Raw genomic sequence first — 23,595 nt, forward strand, 5'->3', positions numbered from 1 at the left:
CACTCTCTCCTTATTTTTCTTTGTCGAGGTGAGTTATGGCGGTAAAGAACACCCAGGACACCAGCAGCACGATCAGGAAGTAGATCAGCGAGAACGCCGCCGCACGGCCGATATCAAACTGGCCAATGGCCATGGTGGTGAGTGTCTGGCTCAGGAAGGTTGTTGAGCTGCCAGGCCCGCCACCGGTGAGAACAAAGGGCTCCGTGTAGATCATGAAGCTGTCCATGAACCGCAGCAGCACTGCGATCACCAGCACACTTTTCAGGCGCGGTAACTGGATATAGCGGAACACGGCCCACTTGGAGGCACGGTCGATCTCGGCAGCCTGATAGAAGGCTTCGGGAATCGCACGCAAGCCGGAGTAGCACAGTAGAGCCACCAGGGGTGTCCAATGCCATACGTCCATGAGCAGTACCGTCAGCCAGGCATCCACTGTGTCGCCGGTGTAGTTGTAGTCCAGACCCATCGCGTTCAGGCCCCAGCCAAACAGGCCGATGTCACCACGGCCGAAGATCTGCCAGATGGTCCCGACCACGTTCCAGGGAATCAGCAACGGAATGGCCAGGAGGATCAGACACAGAGAGGCCTTGATACCGGATTTCGGCATCATCAGCGCAACCCCGATTCCAAGGGGAATCTGTATCGCCAGCACAGCGCCGGAAAACAGGAACTGCCTGAGCAGGGATTCTCTCAGCCGCTCGTCAGCGAGCACTTCGCGGAACCACTCGGTTCCGACGTAATAGGCATTACCCGGGCCAAAGATATCCTGGACCGAATAGTTCACAACGGTCATTAGCGGTATTAAGGCCGAAAACGCCACAAGTATGAAAACTGGCAGTACGAGCCACCAGGCACGATTATTGGGAACCTTATTCATTGGTCCTTCTCCTCTACCAGAAACTCATCCACGTAAAGCTTCAGCCACTTTTCCGGAAAGCTGAGCTGAACCTGGCCGCCAACTGCAAAGTGCTGGTCTTCCGTCAACCGAACCTTCAACGTTTCGAAATCCAGCTTTACCGTCATGACCTTGTAAGTACCCAGGTCTTCGACATCCAGCACCTCGGCTTCAAACGTATCGTCCGCCGGCATGTCAGACGCCTGGATAAACTCCGGGCGGATACCGATCTTGAGGTTGTTGGACTGCAGGCGCTGCAACAACTCGACGTGTTGAACACTCAGCGGGACAACCGTGCTGCCGAAGCAGACGCCGCGAGGGCATCGCTGAACCTCAATCAGGTTCATGCCGGGGCTACCGATGAAATACCCCACAAACGTGTGGTTGGGCTGTTCAAAGAGCTCCGTTGGGGTGCCAAACTGAACAATCTGACCGCCGTACATCACCGCGATTTTGTCGGCGAAGGTGGACGCCTCGAGCTGGTCGTGGGTGACGTACACCATGGTGATGTCGAACTGTTCGTGAATCTGCTTGAGCTTGCGGCGCAGCTTCCACTTGAGCTGGGGATCGATAACCGTCAGCGGTTCATCGAACAGGATGGCGGACACATCGCCCCGAACCAGGCCTCTACCCATAGAAACCTTCTGCTTCTGGTCCGCGGACAGGTTCTTGGCCTTTTTCTGCAGCTCGCTTTCAATCTCCAGGATCTCCGCGATCTCATGCACCTTGGCCTTGATCTGGGAAGACGGCACGCCGGTGTTCTTGAGCGGGAACGCCAGGTTCTGGTACACCGTCATCGAGTCGTAGATCACGGGGAACTGGAAAACCTGGGCAATGTTCCGGTCACGGGGAGACAGTTCGTTGACTCGCCTGCCGTCGAACAGCACATCTCCCTCGGAAGGCTGGAGCAGGCCTGAAATAATGTTCAGCATCGTGCTCTTACCGCAGCCGGACGGGCCGAGCAACGCGTAGGCTCCCCCCTTCTCCCAGACATGGTCGAGTTGCCGGATCGCGTAGTCATCAGGCCCGGCCGGGGTTTCGCTGTAACTGTGAGCCAGGGACTTCAAATGAATTTCAGCCATCAGACCGACCCTCCTGTGACCTGTGCCGGTGTGTGCACCAGGCTTTCGTCTTTATCGAATACGAACAATTTGTCGATGGGCAGGTAGATCTTGATAGGCGAACCGGTGTGGTACTGGTGTACGCCCATCAATTGCATCACCATCTCGAAGTAGCGGTTGCGTACGTGCATGAAGGTCTCAGAGCCGCTGATTTCACTGAGCTCAACCTCCATCGACATCTCGAGATCATCCTCGTTGTTGGGAACAAGCCCGATGTGACTCGGGCGGATACCAAACCAGTAATCGCCGGGTTCGAGCCGTGCGAGTTCCTGAGTCAACGCATGATGGGAGTATTCGTCGAAGGTCACTTCCGTGTCGGTGACCCGGCCCTTGATCATATTCATGGGCGGCTCACTGAACAGTTGTGCCGCCAGGGTGTTCACCGGGTTGCGGTAAACGTCCATCACCGGGCCGGTCTGAACGATCCGCCCCTCGTTCAGGAGCGTGGTAACGCCTCCCAATGCCAGCGCTTCGTTGGCTTCGGTGGTGGCGTAAACTGCAATGCATTGGCGTTCGCGGAACAGTTCCCGCAACTCAGCGCGCAATTCTTCTCGCAGTTTGTAGTCCAGGTTTACCAGCGGCTCGTCAAACAGGATCAGGGTGGCATCCTTGACCAGTGCCCGGGCCATCGCTGTGCGCTGCTGCTGACCACCGGAAAGCTCCAGCGGATACCGCTTTAGCAAGGGGTCAATCTGCAGCATGTTCGCAGTCTCCTTGACCCGCCGATCGATCTCACCCTCCTTCATCTTGGCCAGGCGCAAGGGCGAGGCGATGTTTTCATAGACCGTGAGGTTGGGATAGTTGATGAACTGCTGATAGATCATGGAGACATTGCGTTGTTGAACGCTTTGCCCGGTCACATCGTTGCCGTTGTATATAAGGCGGCCGTCGTCGGGTTTGTCCAGCCCGGCCATCAGCCGCATCAACGAGGTTTTACCAGCCAATGTGCGCCCGAGCAGAACGTTGAACGAACCTGCCTCAAACGTAATGTTCGCGTCCCGGATGTAATCGACTCCATCCACGACACGGGAGAGGTTCTCCAGTGTTAAGGACATAGGCTTTCCTTTGTTGTTCTTGTGGCACGTTATCCGCCGGCACCCGCAAGTGAGCGGCGAGAATTCGATTTCGAATACATAGAGGCAATGAGCATACCAATATAGGTGAAAACCATTAGCAGATACGTATGCTGTTGTTTTTATTGATTTTAAATTACAGAAAAGTTTCTTTATTGAAAATAAAAATGTTCGTTATCAAACTTTTTGTTCAGTTTGAACATTGACCTGAACAACCGATGAGCACATTATTGAACACCGACGCGAACAGATTAGCGGTGTTGAACCACCCAGGCGGGGTGGCAAAAAACAAAACGAAACTTCAGGAACGCGGAGGATTCGCGTGAAAAGACAACAAGAGAGGGCGGAATATCGATCCATTATCGCGGATTCCTGGAACCGCTGTATTGGTTACGGGCTTCATCACGACTACGAGCCCGAACCGGCAAACCTCGACGACCATGCTCGGGAAACGCTGGAAAAGGACTATGAAGCGTTACTTAGCACGACAGAGACGGAAGTACTCCCCTACTACAACAACATCATGTCAAACAGCCGCTGCCTGATCCTGCTGGCCGACTCCCATGCCCAGGTCCTGAAGGGCTGGGGCGACAAACGCATTACCGAAAGCCATCTGCGGCCATGGTTCAGCGCAGGCGCCAGCTGGCACGAACGCTACGCTGGCACCAACGCCATTGGCACATCCATCGCCACCCGATCCCCCGTTCAGGTCCAGCGAAACGAACATTTCCTCAAACTCAATCGAAGCATCATCAGTTCCGCGGCGCCGATATTCGATACCGACAGAACCCTGGTGGGCGTTCTCAGTGCCTTCAGCGATGCCTACCTTCCGCAGGCTCATACGCTGGGGATGGTTCGCCTGCTCTCACAATCGGTTGAAAACCGTCTGATCGTCAGGCAGCTGGGCGCTGATCACTTTATCCTCACCCTCAACACCACGGCGGACAACATCGACAGCCCCTGGTCGGGACTGATCGCATTTGACCCCAACGGCCGAATAGTTGCCTCCAATCAGCGGGCAGACCAACTGCTCGGCGAGCCTTTGGCAGGGCGCAACCTGAGCTCACTGTTTATTGAAAACCGAAATCTGGTACTGAATCACTCCCACAACACCCCCATACAGCTCACAACCACGAAACGAGTGCGGCTGTCGGGACTTTTGAAACGCCCGGTCTCGCTCGACACGGTCACCACAAAGCCCGTGCGCGCAATACCCCGTGTCAGGGCCACGGAGCAAGGCATGGCTAGCGTTTCCATGGACGATATTGAACATGGGGATCCACTGGTTCGGCGCTGCGCCGACCAGGCAAGGAAGGTTCTGGAGAGAGGCGTTCCGATACTGATTTGTGGTGAAACCGGCGTGGGCAAGGAAGTGATGGTCAAAGCCTTGCATGGAACCAGCCAACGATGCGCTCAGCCTCTGGTTTCCGTTAACTGTGCGGCTATCCCACCGGAGCTTGTCGAATCCGAACTGTTTGGCTACGAGGCTGGCGCATTCACCGGCGCCCGCGCCCAGGGCTCTCTTGGCCTGATACGTAAGGCCGACAGGGGCATCCTGTTTCTGGACGAAATCGGGGAAATGCCCCTAGCAGCGCAGTCTCGGCTGTTGCGTGTGTTGCAGGAACGGGAAGTGACACCGGTGGGCTCCACGGAACGCATTCCCGTGGACATACTGCTGGTGTCTGCGACCAACCGCCCGCTCGCAGATCGAATCGACAACGGTGAGTTCAGAGCGGACCTCTACTACCGCATCAATGGCCTCAGCCTTGAGCTTCCAGCACTTAGGGATCGAATGGACCGGCGCGAGCTGATCCGCAGGATCTATCTGGAGCATCGTGACAGTGGCCAATCGGACACTCTGAACAACGAGGTAATGGCGGCGCTTGAGAATCATCCCTGGCCCGGCAATATTCGCCAGCTGGTGAACATCGTCCGCGTCGCCGTGGCCATTGCCGACGGCGACGACGTGCAACTCTGGCACCTGCCGGAGGATTTCCTGGCGGATTATGAAGGCCGAACGAAGCCCGAGCGCAAACCGGTATTCGATGCATCGCCCTATAGAGAGTCGCCTCAGGCCAACGACAACTCCCGCAGTGACTCCATGGATCAGACTCTGGTGGTCTACCGACAATGCATGGGCAACGTATCCCGCGCGGCCAGGGAGTTGGCTGTCAGCCGCAACACCTTGTACAAGCGACTTCGGGATCTGGGTGTAAGATAATCACAGCTTGCGGATAGCCTTGAGCCAGCCGTCGTAGAGTTTGTCACGCTGGGCTTTGGTCATCATTGCCTCAAAACTGCGGTCGCATCGCCACATACTGCTCAGATCCTCCAGGCTTTTGTAGACGCCCGCCTGCAGGCCAGCCAGGTAGGCAGCACCCAGCGCCGTAGTCTCTACCAATGCGGGCCGGTCAACCCGTGCCCCGAGGATATCCGCCAAAAACTGAAGTACCCAGTTATTGGCCACCATGCCACCGTCGACACGCAGGGTAATAGGCCTGATACCATCCTTCTCCATCGCCTTCTGCAGATCCTTGGTTTGGTAACAAACAGATTGCAGACCCGCGGTCACGATTTCCTTGATACCGGTGTCACGGGTCAGCCCGAAAATCGCTCCACGGGCATTGGGATCCCAGTAGGGTGCGCCCAAGCCCGTAAACGCCGGCACCAGATAGACCCCATGATCCACCGGAGTGCCTTCCGCCAGGGGCTCTGTCTCACAGGCGTCCCGAATCAATTGTAATCCGTCTCGCAGCCACTGGATTGCCGCGCCTGCAATAAAGATACTTCCCTCCAGGGCGTAGGCAGGTTTGCCGTTGAGCCGATAGGCCACCGTCGTGAGCAGTCGGTGCTCCGACGTCAGCGCCTTGTCGCCGGTATTCAGCATCAGGAAACAACCGGTACCGTAGGTGCTTTTCGCCATCCCGGTTTCAAAGCACGTCTGGCCGAACAAGGCGGCCTGCTGATCCCCCGCCATGCCCATAACGGACGTACCACCGAGTCGCCCGTTACCGACAATCTGGCCAAAGTCCGCTGCCGAATCCATCACCTGCGGCAACAGCGATTCGGGAATGCCGAACAAGTCGAGCAACTCCCGATCCCATTCCTGATGATGGATATTGAACAATAGAGTCCGACTTGCGTTGGTAGCGTCGGTCCTGTGCTCCCTGCCGCCTGTCAGCCGCCAAAGAAGAAAACTGTCAATCGTGCCAAACGCCAATTCTCCGCGTTCCGCCCGTTGCTCGGCGCCCGGTACATTGTCCAATACCCAGCGAATTTTCGTCGCCGAAAAATAGGGATCGATCAACAGTCCCGTTTTGTTGTTCACTGAAGGTTCAAGGCTTTGTTTCTTGAGCGATTCACACCAATCTGCAGTTCTCCTGTCCTGCCAGACGATCGCCGGGTAAACGGCTTCGCCCGTTGCGCGGTCCCACAGCACTGTAGTTTCACGCTGGTTGGTTATGCCGACAGCGACGACCTCATCGTTGTCGCCACATCCCTTGGCCATGACGTCATCGCAGGTTTCCTGAACGGTACGCCAGATGTCCTCGGGATCATGTTCGACCCAGCCGCTGGCGGGAAAGTGCTGGGGGAACTCCTGTTGGCTCGTCGCGTGAATGTTGCCGTCCAGGGTGAAGAGGATGGCTCGGGAACTGGTCGTCCCCTGATCGATCGACAGAATGTACTGAGTCATAGTTGTTTTGCCTCGGGGTGTTCTTATTTTTTCGTATTTTTACTTTTTTGAAAACAAAAGCCAACTATTTTTGCGGGCGAAAACTTACCCGGACCTCGCCGGCGCCACACAAGCCCCTAAAAATGCTGCACAAAGGTACAAAACACTCTAAACTGAGCTCAGGTTTGAAATCGCTATTTCGTTCGTTACAGAAAAACCGTGGACCGGAGGAAGTTGAATGGCACAACGACGCCGACAAGACCTGATCATGGAGCTCATCCAACAGAACGGCTTCGTGACAACCGAGCAACTGGTTGATCAGTTCAAGGTAACGCCGCAAACCATCCGCCGGGATTTAAACGACTTGGCCAGCCAGAAAAAACTGCGCCGGCATCACGGTGGCGCTGGAATCGACTCCAGCACCGTAAACACGGCCTACCAGGCTCGCAAAATCATGGACCTGGAAGCCAAAGAGCGCATCGCTGAAGCGCTCGTGGACATGATTCCCGACAATTCCTCCATGTTCATCAACATCGGTACCACCACGGAAACCATTGCCAAGGCCCTGCTCGAGAAAAACAACCTCCAGGTCGTCACCAATAACCTTCACGTCGCATCCATTCTTTCCGCCAAGGAAGACTTCCACATCATTATTGCTGGCGGCGAAGTGAGAAATCGCGACGGCGGTATCGTCGGGGAGGCCACCCGGGATTTCATCAATCAGTTCAAAATGGATTTCGGCATTATCGGCATCAGCGGTATCCACACCGACGGCTCTCTACTGGACTTCGACTACCGGGAAGTCCGTGTCGCCCAGTCCATCATCGAAAATTCGGGCCAGGTTCTGCTGGCCGCTGACCATTCCAAGTTCGGACGCAATGCCATGGTACGCCTCGGCAGCATTGCCCAGGCAGATCATGTGTTTACCGACGAACCACCTCCCGTCGAGATCCGCCAGCTCCTGCGTGAAAACAACGTGGAACTGCACCTGGTTTAACTCCCCCATCGACCTGACGATCCCGCAGTCACAATCTGACAAAGCGGCCCTCTAAACATTCGCCCACATTTTTTCGTTTTTTTTCTGTATTTTCCTTTACGAATATATTTTGCTTTCGCATAATGTATGTATACGTTTCTGTGAAAACCGGAAAGAGCGCCGGAAGCGTCCTTTCATTGGCGTCAGGAGATGACACAAGATGACCGAGGAGAACAATAATTTTGACGTGGTCGTTGTGGGCGGCGGCGTTAACGGCACAGGTATCGCAATGGATGCCGCGGGCCGCGGCCTGAAGGTGCTGTTATGCGAGATGAATGATCTCGCCTCAGCCACATCATCCAGTAGCAGCAAGCTGATTCATGGTGGGTTGCGATACCTCGAGCACTACGAGTTCCGCCTGGTGCGTGAAGCCCTCGCGGAAAGAGAGTCGCTGTTGCGGAATTCCCCACACATCATGTGGCCAATGCGTTTCCGACTGCCTCACCGCCCTCACCTTCGCCCCGCCTGGATGATCCGGACCGGGCTATTCCTCTATGACCATCTGGCCAAACGAGAGGTCCTTCCGGGGTCACGCTCGATCAAGTTCGATGAGAAGGATCCGCTCAAATCGGATATCACCAAAGGCTTTGAATACTCGGACGGTTGGGTGGATGATGCTCGCCTGGTGGTACTGACTGCCAAGAAAGCCCAGGAGTGCGGCGCCACCATCCTGACCAGAACCAAGTGCATTGACGCCGAGCGCGGCGCGGATTCCTGGAACGTATCGCTTCAGGACATGAATGACGACAGCATCCACCACGTATCTGCCAAAGTGATCGTGAATGCGTCAGGCCCTTGGGTCAGCCGCCTGTTCAGCGAAAGCCTCTCGATGAAAGCGCCGAAAACCATCCGCATGGTCAAGGGCAGTCATATTGTAGTGCCTCGCCTCAATCGGGAAACCGAAGCTTATATTCTGCAGAACGAAGACGAACGAATAGTGTTCGTCATCCCTTACGAGGACGAGTTCTCCCTGGTGGGCACCACCGACGTGGACTACGAGGGTGACCCCAGGAAGGCAAAGATATCACCGGAAGAAACCGACTATCTGCTGGATATCGTCAACTCGCACTTCAAGCGTCAGCTAACGGAAAGCGATGTAGTGTGGTCCTACTCAGGCGTCCGCCCGCTTATGGACGACGAAGAGGGAGATGCCAAGAAGGCTTCCCGCGACTATTCGTTTGAGGTCAGCCGGGAAAAGGGCAAAGCGCCGGTCATCTCCGTCTTCGGCGGCAAGATCACGACCTACCGCAAGCTCGCGGAAGCTGCAACGGATAAGCTCTGTCAGCTTTTCCCACATGCCCGCGGCCCGTGGACGAAAAAAGGCATCCTGCCGGGGGGCGACTTCGAGAACCATGACACCCTCGAGGCAAGTCTGTCAGCAGAATACCCGTGGCTTCCCGAAGCAGTGTATAGCCGCTATGTGCGTACTTACGGCACCAAGGCCTATGACTTTCTGGGCAGCGCAACATCCATTCAGGACCTGGGCCATCGATTTGCCGGCACACTTTACGAGCGGGAAGTCGAATACCTTATCAAGCACGAATGGGCGATGACATCGGAGGACATTCTCTGGCGCCGAACCAAACAGGGGCTCTATGCCACTGAGGAAGATGTCCGCGATTTGGACAAGTATCTGTCCGCCCAGGCAACCCCGCAACCGCAAACCGTTGCTCTCCACCACAGCGCCTGAACCACTCTCTCAGGCATTTCGCTCCGGCCGGCCTCCCCCGCCCGGAGCTTTTTTGTGCCCGATTACTGACAAGCACTCTCCAGCTATCACAAGACACGAAAAAGCCGGATGCCTTAGGGCACCCGGCTTTTCCTACCCTACCCTTCGTCCAGTAGGGTGTAAGGCACTGACACTTTTATCAGAACGTCAACTGTGAGCCAACGATGAACGCATCGTATTCACCCTGGCCACCCTCGGTGCCCAGCGTCGTGTACTCGGCCATCAGGGTCAGGGCGTCCGTAGCAGCGTAACGCGCAAACACCATGGTTAGATCCGTATCGTTCGCGCTCGAGTTGATGTCGTCTTCACCCTCGCCATAGCTGACACCCAATGTGGTGCGGTTGAAGCCATATGTTGTCTCAACGTACCACTGACTGGCGTCTTCCTCGTTCGGATCCAGGCGAGCGGCAAATACGCCGTTACCGGTACCGGACGTCATGGAATAGTTACCACGAACATTCAGGCTGCCGAGCGACACCGAACCGCCAAAATCGATACCAGACATGGTGTAGTCGTCAAAGGTGCCAGTCTTCGAGTCTACGTCCTGAGTAAAGGCACTTGACCACAACGAGAACATATCCGCGGTGTAGACCACGTTGCCCTCAATTCGGGGCGCGCTGTATTCCGCATCAGCTACGCCATCCACCTTGGAAGGGCTGAATACGCCCACCTTGAATTTCAGACCACCCAGGCTATTCGAGGTATACATCACACGCGGCGTGAAGTTGGCGTAGAAGTAACCATTACCGATACGCCCTGCCGTTGCAGCCACTTGGTCCGGGCCGCCGATCAGGCCGACACCCAAGGCACTGCCGTTGTCCCCGATGGCTGGAACACCGAAGACCCCGAAGCCCTTACCAATGTTGACCTGACCGAAATCACCGGCAACCGCGATTTCGGATACCCGGCTGCGGAAATTCGCATTGGCATCACCAGGCGCTATGTCCGCATTCATCTGGAAATGACCCGACACTTCCAGGCCGTTCTGTGTGGGAGCGTAGATGTTGGTTTGCAGCGTAGCCGGGTTGAAGCCTGTGGTGATGGTAAACGAATCCTCGTCCGTTGGATCGTCGTAGCTGCCGAGCACCGCAAAAATCGGAATGTGACCATTGAATCCCGCTTTCCAGCCGCTGTCGGATTCGAACGTCGTTTCAGCAGAAGCCGACGCAGCAAACGCTCCAGCAACCATCGCAACCCCGGCTGCCAGCGCAGACAATTTGAAAGACTTAACATTCGCGCAGTTTTTGTTTTCGATCATGATAGCTTCCTATTATTGTTTGAGATCTTCTGGCCTATCAGCACGCCCTCTCGTTGGAACCTGAAATAACCCTTTATATCAACAATTTGATGGACTACCTCTCGCTAATAGACACGGTCATCTCGAACATTCATTGCGGTTTTTGGCCGCTTTCTATTTTCGAGACAGAACAAATTTAGCGCGCTAAAGAAAAAATAGAAAGTTTTAGAACATATTTTATCTGAAATTTACGCCCTTATATGGCGCAAAAACGACGACATTGTCCATATCTCGTTGTTTTTATTGGTTTATTTTTAGATACAGGAATGTCGATAAATTTTCGTTGGCGAACCATAAAACGAACATTACTCTCAGTAATGTAGTAAAACCAACAAAACACGTGTAACTAACAACAAGAAAGGTGCTCCATGAGGAAATGGCCAATTGTCGCTGCGACCACCTGTCTGCTGTGCTTCAGCGCAGCCAGTCACGGTTCAGATACGTTTAGTGCGTTGCCGGAAGCACGCAAGCAGGCCATCAATCAGTGGATTTCAGAAAACTTTCAGGCGTCCACGCTATCTACGGAGCAACAGGCAGAAGAGCTTGCCTGGTTTGCACACACTGCCAAGCCGCTGGAAGGCCTTGAGATTTCAGTTCTTTCAGAGAACCTGGCAACGCACCGTTATGAATCTGAAGTACTCGCGAAAGCGTTTTCCGACATTACCGGCATAAAGGTAACTCACGACCTGAAACCGGAAGGCGAGGTTATCCGGCAGGTCAACCTGCAAAGAATCATGGCCGCCAAGGGCCGCTATGACGCCTTCGTTAATGACTCAGACCTGATCGGGACCCATGCTCGAACCGGTTGGGCGCTGGCACTGAGCGACTACATGGAGGGCGAAGGGCGTGAATACACACTACCAACACTGGATCTGGATGATTTTATTGGCCTGAGTTTCGTAACTGGCCCGGACGGCAAAATCTACCAACTGCCAGACCAGCAATTCGCCAACCTCTACTGGTTCCGTTACGACTGGTTCCAGCGCCCCGAGTTACGCGCAAAGTTCCTGGAGCGCTATGGGTATGAGCTTGGCGTGCCGTTGAATTGGTCCGCCTATGAGGATATTGCCGAATTCTTCACCGTCCATGTGAAGGAGATCGACGGCGAGCGCGTGTACGGCCATATGGACTATGGCAAACGAGACCCGTCACTCGGGTGGCGCTTCACCGATGCCTGGCTATCCATGGCGGGCACCGGCGACCCCGGGTTACCCAATGGCCTACCAGTGGATGAATGGGGAATTCGAATGGAGGAATGTCATCCTGTCGGCTCGTCCGTCGAAAGAGGCGGCGCTACCAATGGACCGGCCGCTGTTTATGCCCTGCAGAAGTACATAGACTGGCTCAGAAGCTACGCGCCTCCGGAAGCGCCAGAGATGAATTTTTCCGAGGCTGGCCCCGTTCCCGCTCAGGGCCAGATTGCCCAGCAGATCTTCTGGTATACCGCCTTCACGTCCGACATGACCAAACCCGGGCTCCCCGTGGTCAATGACGACGGCACGCCGAAATGGCGAATGGCCCCATCTCCGTATGGCGCCTATTGGTCGGAACGCATGAAACTCGGCTATCAAGACGTAGGCGCCTGGACCATTCCCAGAGTGATGAGTGATCGCAGCCAGAAAGCGGCCTGGCTCTATGCCCAGTTCACCGTCTCAAAATCGGTATCACTTCAAAAAACGCTCGTGGGCCTGACACCGATTCGCGAATCGGACCTGAACTCCCCGGAAATGCAGGCCAAAAGCGCAGAACTGGGCGGGCTGGTGGAATTCTACCGCAGCCCCGCACGTGAAACCTGGACCCCGACCGGCGTCAATATCGCCGACTATCCCAAACTGGCCAAACTCTGGTGGCCGAACATCGCCGATGCCATGTCGGGGGAGCGCACAGCCCAGCAAGCCATGGACAAACTCGCCGAAAGCCAGGACCATGGCGGTGATGGAACGCAACTACACGGTCAAGAACTGCTCACCCCGTATCACATCAGACGACGATGCAGAAGGTCGCGACTGGTGGCTCGCACAGCCAGGTGCTCCGAAGCCGAAGTTGAAGAATGAAAAGCCGCCGGGGCAGACTATCCGTTACGAGGACTTGCTCTCTCGCTGGGAAGAAGCTCGATAGGCAACAGGGAATTTTGACACACTCACTGCCCGAGGATATCGCGGACACGCTGTCGCAGTTCCGGAATAACCTCTTCTTCAAACCAGGGATTGCGACGCAACCACAGGTTGTTCCGGGGGCTGGGGTGCGGCAACGGAACCATATCGGGCCAAACCTCCCGCCAACCTTTCACGCGCTCGGTTACCGAAGCTTTGGGCCCGGGCAGATGCCAGGCATGAGCGTACTGGCCGATTACCAGAGTCAGCTGCACCCCTTCCAGGCGGTCGAGCAGAAGATCCCGCCAGGCCGGCGCGCACTCTGGTCGAGGCGGCAGATCGCCTGACTTTCCAGTGCCTGGGTAGCAGAATCCCATCGGCAGTATTGCCAACTGTTGGTCATCGTAGAAGGTGTCACGATCAACTCCCATCCATTCACGCAGGCGGTCACCGCTGGGATCGTTGAACGGCAGCCCAGTATCGTGGACGCGACGCCCTGGCGCCTGACCCACTACCAGCAACCGAGCGGATTGAGACACCTGAACCACCGGACGTGGTTCGAGAGGCAGGTGCGCCTCGCAGATCCGACACCGGCGCACGTGGGCCACCAACTCTTCGAACGGCATCCGGGAATAGCTATGGGTCATTACCCTCCCCCTAGACTTCCGGGTTAGCCAGCGCTTCGGCGGCACCGAGCAGGCCGGTGTACCCTTCCATCACCACGTAGACCGGTGTCGATTCCAGCAAGGGCCGCATCCGCCCCTTGTCTTCGAAACCTTTCTGGAACGGGCTTTCCAGGAAGAAATCGATGAACCTCGGGAGAATACCCCCGCACAGGTAAACGCCTCCGGTACCGCCGAGAGTCAGAACACCATTGCCGGCAACACGTCCAAGAATCTCGCAGAAGTGCCGCAGAGTCTGGCGAGCAAGCAGGTCGGACTGATCCAATGCGGCGGCGGTAATCTTCTCCGGCGCATCCAGAGGGGCGGCCACACCCTGTATCTCCGCGTGGGCCTGGTAAAGGTTCAGCAAACCCTGCCCACACAGGATACGCTCGACGGAAACGCGACCAAACCGGGCCTTCAGAATCCGCAGGATAGCCATCTCTGTGTCGTCTGTCGGGGCAAAGTCCACGTGACCGCCTTCGGTCATCAGCGGCACCCAGCCATGCTGCAATGGAACCAATCCTGACACCCCCAGGCCGGTCCCGGGGCCGATAACCAGCCGGGGGCGCGCCGCGTTGCCCGGGCCACCGCAAACGTGGACCAGCTTATCGGCACTGACATGGGGAACCCCGAGGGCCATGGCGGTAAAGTCATTGATCACCTTGAACGCGCCCCAACCAAACCGCCTGCGAACCTCCTCGCTGTCGAAACGCCAGTGGTTGTTGGTCATCCGCACCTGCGTACCCTGTACCGGAGAAGCCACCGCAAGGCAGACATCCTGCACCTCCCCTACGCCGCAGCGGGCAAGGTAGTCAACGATGGCAGCATCAAGATTGTCGTAGTCCCCGCAGGCAAGGACTTCAACAGCCTCAGGGGTAACGTCACCGGAGCGAACGAGAGCAAACCTGGCGTTGGTACCCCCAATGTCTCCTACCAGCGAGTAGTTGTCTTTGGTCATGCGTCGTGATTCCAGAAAAAGCTGGCACCCTCTTCCGGGTTGCTGGCGGCTTTGCGCATCCAGCCAAACAGCTCCCGGCCCAAGCCGTGATGATAACTGCTCAGGTCCGCTTTTTCTGCCTCGCGGCTGGCAAATTCCTCTGCCGACACCTCAATCTCCAGTGTTCCGGCTGCCGCGTCCAGGTTGATCACGTCACCATTGCGCACGCGGCAAAGCTGCCCACCATTCGCCGCTTCCGGATAGACGTGTATGGCTGCCGGCACCTTACCGGACGCTCCGGACATGCGACCATCGGTAACCAGCGCAACCTTGTAGCCACGGTCCTGAAGCACGCCAAGGTACGGAGTCAGCTTGTGCAACTCCGGCATTCCGTTGGCTTTCGGGCCCTGGAAGCGGACCACCACGATGCAGTCCCGGTTCAGGTCACCCGCATCAAAAGCCGCCTTGAGTTCATTCTGGTCATTGAACACCACGGCTGGCGCCTTCACGACCCGGTGCTCTTCCGCCACGGCCGATACCTTGATCACGCCACGGCCCAGATTGCCATCCAGAACCCGCAACCCGCCGTCCGGCGCAAAGGGCTCCGCCGCCGTGCTCAGTACATCCGGCTTGGCACTTTTCTCAGGCACCGGTTTCCACACCAGCTTGTCATTCTCCAGTTCCGGCATTCGTGCGTACTGTTCCAGCCCATGCCCCACAACCGTCTCAACGTCATTGTGAAGTAGGCCGGCACTCAGCAACTCACGGATCAGGAACGGTGTTCCGCCGGCTTCGTGGAAGGCATTCACGTCTTCCTGACCATTGGGGTAGATACGAGTCATGGACGGCACCGCCGACGACAACTCGGAGTAATCGTTCCAATCGATAATGATGCCAGCGGCGCGAGCGATGGCAATCCAGTGAATGGTGTGATTGGTGGAGCCACCGGTGACCAGCAGTGCCACCAACGCATTCACGATACTTTTTTCGTCCACCATATCGCCCAGGCCCAGCGTGCCGCCATGGGGCTTGGAAAGCCGTATAACCTGCTCGGTCGCCTCACGGGTCAGCTCTTCACGCAGAGGCGTGCCCGGATTCACGAAGGCCGACCCTGGCAAGTGCAGCCCCATCACTTCCACCAGGAGCTGGTTGCTGTTGGCGGTGCCATAAAAGGTACAGGTCCCGGGGCTGTGGTAGGACTGGGATTCCGCCTCGAGCAACTCATCCTTGCCGATCTTGCCCTCGGCGTAGAGTTGGCGAATGCGCTGCTTCTCTTTATTCGGAAGCCCCGACGGCATGGGACCGGCCGGCACCAGAATGGTCGGCAGGTAACCGAAGCTCAGCGACCCGATCAGCAAACCAGGAACGATCTTGTCGCAGATGCCGAGCAACATGGTGGCATCGAACATATTATGACTCAGAGCAACCGAGGTACTCATGGCGATGGTGTCGCGTGAAAACAGACTCAGCTCCATACCCGGCTGACCCTGGGTTACACCATCACACATGGCCGGCGTGCCACCCGCAAACTGCGCCACCGAGCCCATTCCATTGGCCGCCTTGCGGATCACGTCTGGAAAGTCCTGATAAGGCTGGTGGGCGGACAACATGTCGTTGTAGGCGGAGACAATCGCCACATTGGCCTTGTTCATGAATTTGAGAGTGTCTTTATCGGACTGGTTACAGGCGGCAAACCCGTGGGCCAGATTGCCGCAAGACAGCGTGCTGCGCTGGGGTGACTGGGCTTTGAGCTCGCCCATCCTGTCCAGATAATCCTGACGGGTGGCGCGACTGCGCTCGATAATCCGCTTGGTAACCGCGTCTACGGTCGGATGCATAGTGGGTCTCCTGAAATTTGTTATCTAATTACTTTTTTATTCCCGTAAGTTTACTTTCTTTTTTTACTACTTTCACCCGAAAGTCATTCATTTTTCCCTTATTTGTTGTTATATTTACTACATCAAGAATTGAAACGAACAATAAACAAACAAATCTGGAGCCAGAATATGACTATTCGTATCGCAATTAACGGCTTTGGTCGCATTGGCCGCAATGTTCTCCGCGCACTTTACGAAAATGACTACCGAAATCAGCTTCAGGTGGTTGCCATCAACGATTTGGGAGACGCGGAAACCAACGCTCACCTGCTCAAATACGACAGCGTGCACGGTCGCTTCAGCGGCATTGTGAACCACGATGCCGAGTCGCTCTCCGTCAACGGTGACCGCATCGCCATAACCGCCATCCGCAACCCTGAAGAACTTCCCTGGAAAGACTATCATGTGGACGTGGTCTTCGAGTGCACCGGCCTGTTTACCGCCCGTGACAAGGCAGAGGGCCACCTTAAGGCCGGCGCTCGCAAAGTGATCATCTCCGCCCCCTCTTCCGACGCCGACGCGATGGTTGTTTACGGAGTCAACGACCATGTATTGACCGCAGAACACAACATCATCTCCAACGCTTCTTGCACCACCAACTGCCTGGCGCCGGTTGTTGAAGCATTGCACAAGAAGATTGGCATCGAGAGCGGCCTGATGACGACCATCCACTCGTACACCAACGACCAGAAGTTGAGTGACGTTTACCACTCCGATCTTTACCGTGCGCGCTCCGCTACCCAGTCCATGATCCCCACCAAAACTGGCGCTGCCGCCGCCATCGGCAAGGTGATCCCGGAACTGTCGGGAAAACTTGACGGACTGGCCGTGCGAGTTCCTACTATTAACGTATCCTTGGTGGATTTCGGCTTTATTGCCAGCCGCGACACCACTGTGGAAGAAATTAACGAAGCCGTGAAGGCTGCGGCGGAAAACAACCCGGTACTCGGCTACAACGCAGAGAAACTGGTCAGCGTGGACTTCAACCACAATGCCCTATCCAGCATTTTCGACGCCAACCACACACGGGCCATGGGCCGTCACGCAAAAGTCATGGCCTGGTACGACAATGAATGGGGCTTCTCCAACCGGATGCTCGACAACGCTGTTGCATTGATGAAAAAGGCGAGCCAGTAACCCTGCTCACCCGCCATTTCGTCCCGCACAACCGGAAAGCTTCACTGAAAAACAAAAGGAAACTGGAACCATGCTAAGGCGTACCAAGATCGTCGCCACTCTCGGCCCCGCCACCGATTCACCCGAATCACTGTCAGCCATTATTGCTGCGGGTGTTGATGTTACGAGATTGAATTTTTCCCACGGCAGCGCGGAAGAGCACATCCAGCGCGCTCTGCGGGTGCGGGAATCTGCCGCCGCCAATGGCCGTTTTGTCGCCCTGCTCGCCGACCTCCAGGGGCCGAAACTTCGCATCGCGCGCTTCGCGGAAAACAAGGTAACCCTCAAGGCCGGCCAACAGTTCATCCTGGATGCCAGTATGGACAAGGAAGCCGGCAGCGAAGAGCGCGTCGGCATTGATTACGAGCAACTGATTGAAGACGTCACACCGGGTGACATTCTGGTACTGGACGACGGTCGAATCGAGATGGAAGTCGAATCCGTCGATGGCACCAGCATTTCCTCCCGCGTTCTTATTGGTGGCCCGCTGTCCAACAACAAGGGCCTGAACAAGCGCGGCGGCGGCCTGTCCGCCGAAGCACTGACCGAGAAAGACAAGCAGGACATCAAGACCGCCGCCCGCCTGGGTGCCGATTATGTCGCGGTGTCATTTGTACGCACCGCCGAAGACATGCACGTTGCCCGCCGCCTGCTGAAGAAAGCCGGCTCGGAAGCCCGCCTGGTTGCCAAAATTGAACGTGCGGAACTGGCCCACGACAACGCCGCCCTGGACGCGGTCATCGATGCGTCCGACGCGGTTATGGTAGCAAGGGGCGATCTGGCTGTTGAGATTGGCGATGCTGAGCTGGTGGGTGTGCAGAAACACATCATCAACCGTGCCCGCGCCCTCAACACGGTGGTGATTACCGCCACCCAGATGATGGAATCCATGATCGAGAACCCGATGCCGACACGGGCAGAAGTTTCCGACGTGGCGAACGCGGTGATGGATTACACCGATGCGGTGATGCTGTCTGCAGAAACGGCCGTTGGCGATTATCCCACGGAAGCCGTGGAAGCGATGGTGCGGATCTGCATGGGCGCAGAAAAGCACCCGTCGATGCATCAGTCCAAGCATCGCATCCATGAAAGCATGGAGCATGTTGATGAGGCGATCGCCCTGTCTGCCATGTACGCGGCCAATCACCTGGATGGTGTGACGTCGATTATTTGTATGTCGGAAACGGGTGCAACACCCCTGTTGATGTCTCGCATCAAGTCGAGCCTTCCGATTTTCACATTCTCTCGCAATCACTCTACCCAGCATCGGGTGACTATGTTCCGCGGCGTACAGACGGTACCATTTGATTCGGCGACGATTCCTCCCGAGCAAACAAACTCGCGCGCAGTGGCTGAGCTGGTTCGGATGGGAGCCGTCAAAGAAGGTGATCTGGTAGTGATTACCAAGGGCGATTACGTGAATGCCCAAGGCGGCACGAACACTATGAAGATTGTTCGTGTTGGTGCGGACATTCGCTAGACGGGAATTGGGAGGTGTCGTCTTTTGTAGCCTGATGGTTTTGGTGCCTTGAGGCTGCGGGGCGGGGCTTCCCAAAACCGCTACGAGCACATCCATGTGCGCTTGGAATTGGCCATCCTTGGCCAATTACATTTTGGGAAGCCCCGCCCCGCAGCCTCTTGTTTAGACCAATCGGATATCGCTGAACAACATTTTTGTTTACAGCGCGTTATTCGCCGGAATGGCCAAAGCTAGCCCCGCCTCCTCTTCACGCAAAACATTGACTCAAAGCACTTCAAGCAGCCAGGGAGATACCTCTGAGACCGGAACTGAGACCGGAACAAGCGGTTGGTGGTAGGGCCGTTTGGGAATGTAATTGGCCAAGGATGGCCAATTCCAAGCGCACATGGATGTGCTCGTAGCGTTTCCCGAACGGCCCTACCACCAACCGCGCGCCCCCAATATCTCAGGCTAGAGCGCGCAGATAACTCAAAGGTCAAAGGTCAGCAAGACTCCCGCGAACAATCTCCGAAATTTGCCCCCAGTCACCGGAAGCAACAGCCTCACCAGGCGTCAACCAGGTACCACCAACGGCCGAGACGTTCTTAAGGGCGAGATAGTCCTTGGCCGTGTTGCGGCGGATACCGCCGGTTGGGCAGAAGGTAACGTCCGGGAAAGGACCAGAGAACGCCTTCAGGGCGGGGATGCCGCCGGCAACTTCCGCCGGGAAGAATTTGAATTCGCGATAGCCCAGGTTGTAGCCAACCATCAGCTCAGAAATGGTCGAAATGCCCGGTAGCAACGGAGCCTCCGAAGTCACACCGAACTCCAGAATGGCCTCGGTGACACCCGGTGTGATCACGAACTGGGCGCCGGCGGCTTCAACCTGGCGGTACTGGGCAATGCTGGTGACCGTGCCCGCCCCTACCCAGGCTTCGGGGATGGCTTTTCTTACCTGCTCAATGGCCTTCACGCCATGGGGCGTGCGCAGGGTAATTTCTAGCACTCGAATGCCACCGTCAACCAGGGCTCGGCACAATGGCAGTGCCTCGTCCGGATGGTTGATGGTGATCACCGGAACAAGCGGTGAAGCGTTCAAGACCGCCTGGACGCGCTCGCGGTGGAAGTCAGACAATTGGTTCATAGATATCTCCGGTATAACAAATCTCGGGCGAATAGCCTTAAGCGCTCCAATAAACCTGCAGCCCCGGTTTCAGAAAGGCGCGGATGGGCATTTCGCGGATATTTCCGATTTCGCTGCAAGCGGCCTGCAAGGTTTTTAGCTTGTCATCCCCTTTCAGGTGCAGCACCGTGAAACCAGCGCGGCTCAAGGCCCGCAGTGTCAGTGTGATACGCTTCTGGGACTGTGAAGGCGGTGTCATCGGCGCCACGATGTCAGCGGAGTCCGTATCCAGGGCCCGGTCAAGTTCAGGCGCATCCGGAAACAGTGACGCGGTATGACCGTCGTTGCCCATGCCCAGGATCAGTACATCCAGCGGAAGGTGGAGTTCTTCAATGGCCGCTTCCACGGCCGCCAGACCATCCGCTGGCGTATCGCCGGGCTGCTTGAGGGACAGGTACCGGGCTTCTGAAGCTGGGCCCTGTAACAGATTTTCCCGCACCAGGCGGGTGTTGCTGTCTTTATCGTCTTCAGGCACCCAGCGCTCGTCCGCCAGCAGCACGTCAATTCGCGCCCAATCCAGCGGTTTTTCCCGCAAAGCCTCAAAAAACGGCAGCGGAGTTGAGCCACCCGAAACCACCAGACTGGCACGGGGGGCAATCAACAGCCGTTCCGCGAGGTGCTTTGCAACCGCATCCGCCAGCGCAACAGCCGTGTCATCAGGGGTATCGAAAAAATACGCATCCACCGATTCCGGCAGGTGCAGGTCATGCATCTTCATACCAGCTCCTTCCGTCACGGGTAATCAAAGCGATGGAGGCAACCGGGCCCCAGGTGCCTGCGGCGTAGCGTTTTGGCGGCACGCCACTGTCGTCCCAGTTGCGCATGATCTGGTCGACCCATTGCCAGGCGTGCTCCACTTCGTCACGACGGACGAACAGATACTGATTGCCCTTCATGACCTCCCAGAGCAGACGCTCGTATGCATCCGGTATGCGGTCGGTCTCGAAGGTTTCCGAGAACGTCAGTTCCAAAGGTCCCTGGCGCAAGCGCATGCCCTTATCCAACCCCTGGTCCTTGGTCAGAATTTGCAGGGACATACCCTCGTCCGGTTGCAAGCGGATGATGAGCTTGTTGTTGGCCAGGTGCTTCTGGTCCGGGTCAAAGATGTAGTGTGGCGCCGGCTTGAAGTGAATGATGATTTGCGACAGCTTCTCCGGCAGGCGCTTGCCCGTGCGGATGTAGAACGGCACGCCGGACCAGCGCCAGTTATCAATTTCAGCCTTCAGGGCCACAAAGGTTTCGGTCTTGCTGCCGCGGGCAGCGCCCTCTTCTTCCAGATACCCGGGCACGGGCTTCCCACCGCTGGTTCCAGCGGTGTACTGTCCACGAACCACATGGGTGTCCATCATGTCCGGAGTGATGCGGCGCATCGCCTTCAGCACTTTCACCTTCTCATTACGGATGCTGTCTGCAGACAGGTCCGAAGGTGGATCCATGGCGATCAGGCACAACAGCTGAAGCAGATGATTCTGCACCATGTCGCGAACCTGGCCGGCCTTGTCGAAATAGCCCCAGCGGCCTTCGATACCTACGCTCTCAGCCACCGAAATCTCGACGTGGGAAATATGGTTCTGATCCCACTGGGAGGCGAATAGGTTGTTAGCAAACCGTAGCGCGATGAGGTTCTGTACCGTTTCCTTACCCAGATAATGGTCGATACGGAACAACTGGTTCTCGTTATAGACCTCACCCAACTCGTCATTAATGACCTTGGACGACTCAAGGTCGTGGCCAATCGGCTTCTCTACAACCACCCGGGTGTTCTGGTCGCAACAGTTATTCCCCCGGAGGTTGCGTGAAATCTCACCGTACATGGCCGGAGGAGTAGCCATGTAGACGATCAGATTGCTGGGCTCCGTGCTGCGCCAGTCGTTTAGAGCGCTATAGCCTTCAGGATTGGTAAAATCGAGGAATTGGTAATCCACGCGCCGCAGGAACTGCTCGGCCACATCGGCATCAAATTCGTCTTTCTTGACGTGCTCTTTCAATTTACCAAGAAGAGTCTTGCGAACCTCGCTGCTGTCTGCCTTGTTTCTCGCGATTGCCAGAATACGACTACCCTTATGGAGCAGTCCGGCACGCTCAAGCTGATACAGCGCAGGAAACAGTTTGCGTTGCGCCAGGTCACCAAGCGCACCAAACATCATAAGATCACAGCGGGTATTTATCGGATCAGCCATCGGTTCCTTCTCTCTTTGTTTCCATGCAGCAGCGCACTACCGCACGACTCGAGGCATCAATGTAGTAATTTTATGCAAATAATGACACCCAAATTGACATTTTCCAAGAATATTTTCGAATTATTGACATATTTACTACCACAAACCTGGCAAAAACACGCTATAATCAGCCCGGATTTTCACAAGAACGCCGATGATTCAGGGAGTATCCCAAATGGCTGCGAACCAGGCGCAACGCGATGACAACCTGCTCGAAGATATCCAGTTAAGACTGGACACGCTCAATAAATCAGAGCGCAAGGTTGCCGAGGCGATTCTTCGCGACCCAAGTGCGGCCACCCGTTACAGCATAGCCGCACTGGCCAGGGCAGCGGACGTCAGTGAACCAACGGTCAACCGCTTCTGCCGTGGGTTTTCAGCCACCGGTTTTCCTGATTTCAAAATACGCCTGGCCCAGAGCATTGCCACTGGCACACCGTATATTGGTCAGAATGTGGAGCCCGACGACACTGTCGCAGAGTTCTCCGACAAGATCATGCTCAGCACCATTGCCAGCCTCGACAAGGCCCGCCAGGCCCTTGATCCAAAAGCACTGGCGTCAGCCATCGATTATCTGATCCAGGCCAAGCAGATCAACTTTTTCGGCATGGGCGGCTCCGCCCCCGTTGCGATGGACGCCCAGCACAAGTTCTTTCGCTTCAACATCCCGGTCATGTCTTATGATGACGCGCTGATGCAGCGCATGGTTGCCGCCGGTGCCGCCAAGGGCGATGTCATCGTGCTTATTTCCTATACCGGGCGCACTCGCGAAACCGTAGAGATTGCACAGCACGCGCGAACCAACGGCGCTACCGTTATCGGCATCACCATGCCGGGTTCGCCACTGGCAGACGTTTGCACGGTCGTCATTGAAGTAACGGCGCCGGAGGACACCGAGGTTTATATGCCGATGTCCTCCCGCATTATTCACCTGACGGTCATCGATATCCTCGCGACCGGCGTAACCCTCAAACGCGGGGCGGATTTCCTGGGCCACCTTAAAAAAATCAAGGAAAGCCTGAAACCAACCCGCTTCCCGACCACCTGAGCGCACCGCTTTTAAAGGTAGCAAAGTCACTGATTTAGTGTCTCATCCTTCTACGCCCCTCCTCCCCCTGAAAACTCACCCCCCTTTTTCTTCAGGGCGGAGGATGCACTACCC

At 56.2% G+C, this 23,595-nt stretch carries 17 protein-coding genes and 1 pseudogene; 7 read left to right on the plus strand and 11 right to left on the minus strand.

Going from position 1 to position 23,595, the window contains the following annotated elements:
• Positions 1-10 precede the first annotated feature (10 nt).
• Genes AC0B60_RS05720 through AC0B60_RS05730 form a run of 3 tightly spaced genes read right to left on the minus strand, consistent with a single transcriptional unit; the run spans position 11 to position 3,071 of the window.
• On the minus strand, positions 11-877 hold the full coding sequence (locus AC0B60_RS05720) for a carbohydrate ABC transporter permease (protein ID WP_465084764.1): 867 nt from the start codon (positions 875-877) through the stop codon (positions 11-13).
• Entirely contained in the window at positions 874-1,977 is a 1,104-nt protein-coding gene (locus tag AC0B60_RS05725; RefSeq protein ID WP_465084766.1) for an ABC transporter ATP-binding protein, read from the minus strand. Before AC0B60_RS05725 ends, AC0B60_RS05720 begins: the two co-directional genes overlap by 4 nt.
• Positions 1,977-3,071 carry an ABC transporter ATP-binding protein gene (locus AC0B60_RS05730; RefSeq protein WP_465084767.1) on the minus strand — a complete coding sequence of 365 codons (1,095 nt, stop codon included), beginning with the start codon at positions 3,069-3,071 and terminating at the stop codon, positions 1,977-1,979. The genes AC0B60_RS05725 and AC0B60_RS05730 overlap by 1 nt, the downstream gene beginning before the upstream one ends.
• A 340-nt stretch (positions 3,072-3,411) precedes the next feature.
• Between AC0B60_RS05730 and AC0B60_RS05735 the strand changes: the two genes are divergently transcribed.
• Complete coding sequence (locus tag AC0B60_RS05735) at positions 3,412-5,310, plus strand: sigma-54-dependent Fis family transcriptional regulator (protein ID WP_465084768.1); 1,899 nt, start codon at positions 3,412-3,414, stop codon at positions 5,308-5,310.
• Here the strand turns inward: AC0B60_RS05735 and glpK are convergent, their stop codons facing one another.
• Positions 5,311-6,783: a glycerol kinase GlpK gene (glpK, locus tag AC0B60_RS05740; protein ID WP_465084769.1), complete on the minus strand. Its 1,473-nt coding sequence runs from the start codon at positions 6,781-6,783 to the stop codon at positions 5,311-5,313.
• Between the two features lie 217 nt (positions 6,784-7,000).
• On the opposite strand from glpK, the gene AC0B60_RS05745 reads away from it, so the two are divergent.
• Together AC0B60_RS05745 and glpD are read left to right on the plus strand one after the other, a co-directional pair.
• A complete protein-coding gene (locus tag AC0B60_RS05745) occupies positions 7,001-7,759 on the plus strand; it encodes a DeoR/GlpR family transcriptional regulator (protein WP_465084770.1) in 759 nt (252 codons plus the stop codon).
• 199 nt (positions 7,760-7,958) lie between these two features.
• Positions 7,959-9,488: a glycerol-3-phosphate dehydrogenase gene (gene glpD, locus AC0B60_RS05750; protein WP_465084771.1), complete on the plus strand. Its 1,530-nt coding sequence runs from the start codon at positions 7,959-7,961 to the stop codon at positions 9,486-9,488.
• 178 nt (positions 9,489-9,666) lie between these two features.
• Here glpD and AC0B60_RS05755 read toward each other — a convergent pair whose 3' ends face one another.
• A complete protein-coding gene (locus tag AC0B60_RS05755; protein WP_465084772.1) occupies positions 9,667-10,785 on the minus strand; it encodes a porin in 1,119 nt (372 codons plus the stop codon).
• A 407-nt stretch (positions 10,786-11,192) separates the two neighbouring features.
• On the opposite strand from AC0B60_RS05755, the pseudogene AC0B60_RS05760 reads away from it, so the two are divergent.
• A pseudogene (locus AC0B60_RS05760) lies at positions 11,193-12,942 on the plus strand (ABC transporter substrate-binding protein).
• A 22-nt stretch (positions 12,943-12,964) separates the two neighbouring features.
• On the opposite strand, the gene AC0B60_RS05765 reads toward AC0B60_RS05760, so the two are convergent.
• From AC0B60_RS05765 to edd, 3 genes are read right to left on the minus strand one after another with little or no spacing between them, the layout of a single operon-like run.
• On the minus strand, positions 12,965-13,564 hold the full coding sequence (locus tag AC0B60_RS05765; RefSeq protein ID WP_465084774.1) for a uracil-DNA glycosylase family protein: 600 nt from the start codon (positions 13,562-13,564) through the stop codon (positions 12,965-12,967).
• 10 nt (positions 13,565-13,574) lie between these two features.
• A complete protein-coding gene (locus AC0B60_RS05770) occupies positions 13,575-14,540 on the minus strand; it encodes a glucokinase (RefSeq protein WP_286810255.1) in 966 nt (321 codons plus the stop codon).
• Positions 14,537-16,357, minus strand: coding sequence for a phosphogluconate dehydratase (gene edd / locus AC0B60_RS05775; RefSeq protein ID WP_465084776.1), 1,821 nt, complete (start codon positions 16,355-16,357; stop codon positions 14,537-14,539). Before edd ends, AC0B60_RS05770 begins: the two co-directional genes overlap by 4 nt.
• A 168-nt stretch (positions 16,358-16,525) precedes the next feature.
• On the opposite strand from edd, the gene gap reads away from it, so the two are divergent.
• Together gap and pyk are read left to right on the plus strand one after the other, a co-directional pair.
• Complete coding sequence (gap, locus tag AC0B60_RS05780) at positions 16,526-17,533, plus strand: type I glyceraldehyde-3-phosphate dehydrogenase (RefSeq protein ID WP_465084779.1); 1,008 nt, start codon at positions 16,526-16,528, stop codon at positions 17,531-17,533.
• Positions 17,534-17,603: 70 nt separating this feature from the next.
• On the plus strand, positions 17,604-19,052 hold the full coding sequence (pyk, locus tag AC0B60_RS05785) for a pyruvate kinase (RefSeq protein ID WP_465084780.1): 1,449 nt from the start codon (positions 17,604-17,606) through the stop codon (positions 19,050-19,052).
• A 475-nt stretch (positions 19,053-19,527) separates the two neighbouring features.
• On the opposite strand, the gene AC0B60_RS05790 is transcribed toward pyk, so the two are convergent.
• Genes AC0B60_RS05790 through zwf form a run of 3 tightly spaced genes read right to left on the minus strand, consistent with a single transcriptional unit; the run spans position 19,528 to position 22,394 of the window.
• Positions 19,528-20,175 carry a bifunctional 4-hydroxy-2-oxoglutarate aldolase/2-dehydro-3-deoxy-phosphogluconate aldolase gene (locus AC0B60_RS05790; RefSeq protein ID WP_465084782.1) on the minus strand — a complete coding sequence of 216 codons (648 nt, stop codon included), beginning with the start codon at positions 20,173-20,175 and terminating at the stop codon, positions 19,528-19,530.
• 37 nt (positions 20,176-20,212) lie between these two features.
• Positions 20,213-20,926 (minus strand): 6-phosphogluconolactonase, encoded by a 714-nt coding sequence (gene pgl, locus AC0B60_RS05795; protein WP_465085169.1) that lies wholly within the window; start codon positions 20,924-20,926, stop codon positions 20,213-20,215.
• Positions 20,919-22,394: a glucose-6-phosphate dehydrogenase gene (gene zwf / locus AC0B60_RS05800; protein WP_465084784.1), complete on the minus strand. Its 1,476-nt coding sequence runs from the start codon at positions 22,392-22,394 to the stop codon at positions 20,919-20,921. Before zwf ends, pgl begins: the two co-directional genes overlap by 8 nt.
• A 214-nt stretch (positions 22,395-22,608) precedes the next feature.
• Here zwf and AC0B60_RS05805 point away from each other — a divergent pair, with 214 nt between their 5' ends.
• Complete coding sequence (locus tag AC0B60_RS05805) at positions 22,609-23,481, plus strand: MurR/RpiR family transcriptional regulator (RefSeq protein WP_465084785.1); 873 nt, start codon at positions 22,609-22,611, stop codon at positions 23,479-23,481.
• The last annotated feature ends 114 nt before the right edge of the window (positions 23,482-23,595 follow it).

Source organism: Marinobacter sp. V34 (assembly GCF_055524115.1).

What these genes read in the sequence shown, in the direction of transcription:
- AC0B60_RS05720 (WP_465084764.1), bottom strand. Translation starts at nt 877, where the DNA reads ATGAATAAGGTTCCCAATAATCGTGCCTGGTGGCTCGTACTGCCAGTT.
- AC0B60_RS05725 (WP_465084766.1), bottom strand. Translation starts at nt 1,977, where the DNA reads ATGGCTGAAATTCATTTGAAGTCCCTGGCTCACAGTTACAGCGAAACC.
- AC0B60_RS05730 (WP_465084767.1), bottom strand. Translation starts at nt 3,071, where the DNA reads ATGTCCTTAACACTGGAGAACCTCTCCCGTGTCGTGGATGGAGTCGAT.
- glpK (WP_465084769.1), bottom strand. Translation starts at nt 6,783, where the DNA reads ATGACTCAGTACATTCTGTCGATCGATCAGGGGACGACCAGTTCCCGA.
- AC0B60_RS05745 (WP_465084770.1), top strand. Translation starts at nt 7,001, where the DNA reads ATGGCACAACGACGCCGACAAGACCTGATCATGGAGCTCATCCAACAG.
- glpD (WP_465084771.1), top strand. Translation starts at nt 7,959, where the DNA reads ATGACCGAGGAGAACAATAATTTTGACGTGGTCGTTGTGGGCGGCGGC.
- AC0B60_RS05755 (WP_465084772.1), bottom strand. Translation starts at nt 10,785, where the DNA reads ATGATCGAAAACAAAAACTGCGCGAATGTTAAGTCTTTCAAATTGTCT.
- AC0B60_RS05765 (WP_465084774.1), bottom strand. Translation starts at nt 13,564, where the DNA reads ATGACCCATAGCTATTCCCGGATGCCGTTCGAAGAGTTGGTGGCCCAC.
- AC0B60_RS05770 (WP_286810255.1), bottom strand. Translation starts at nt 14,540, where the DNA reads ATGACCAAAGACAACTACTCGCTGGTAGGAGACATTGGGGGTACCAAC.
- edd (WP_465084776.1), bottom strand. Translation starts at nt 16,357, where the DNA reads ATGCATCCGACCGTAGACGCGGTTACCAAGCGGATTATCGAGCGCAGT.
- gap (WP_465084779.1), top strand. Translation starts at nt 16,526, where the DNA reads ATGACTATTCGTATCGCAATTAACGGCTTTGGTCGCATTGGCCGCAAT.
- pyk (WP_465084780.1), top strand. Translation starts at nt 17,604, where the DNA reads ATGCTAAGGCGTACCAAGATCGTCGCCACTCTCGGCCCCGCCACCGAT.
- AC0B60_RS05790 (WP_465084782.1), bottom strand. Translation starts at nt 20,175, where the DNA reads ATGAACCAATTGTCTGACTTCCACCGCGAGCGCGTCCAGGCGGTCTTG.
- pgl (WP_465085169.1), bottom strand. Translation starts at nt 20,926, where the DNA reads ATGCATGACCTGCACCTGCCGGAATCGGTGGATGCGTATTTTTTCGAT.
- zwf (WP_465084784.1), bottom strand. Translation starts at nt 22,394, where the DNA reads ATGGCTGATCCGATAAATACCCGCTGTGATCTTATGATGTTTGGTGCG.
- AC0B60_RS05805 (WP_465084785.1), top strand. Translation starts at nt 22,609, where the DNA reads ATGGCTGCGAACCAGGCGCAACGCGATGACAACCTGCTCGAAGATATC.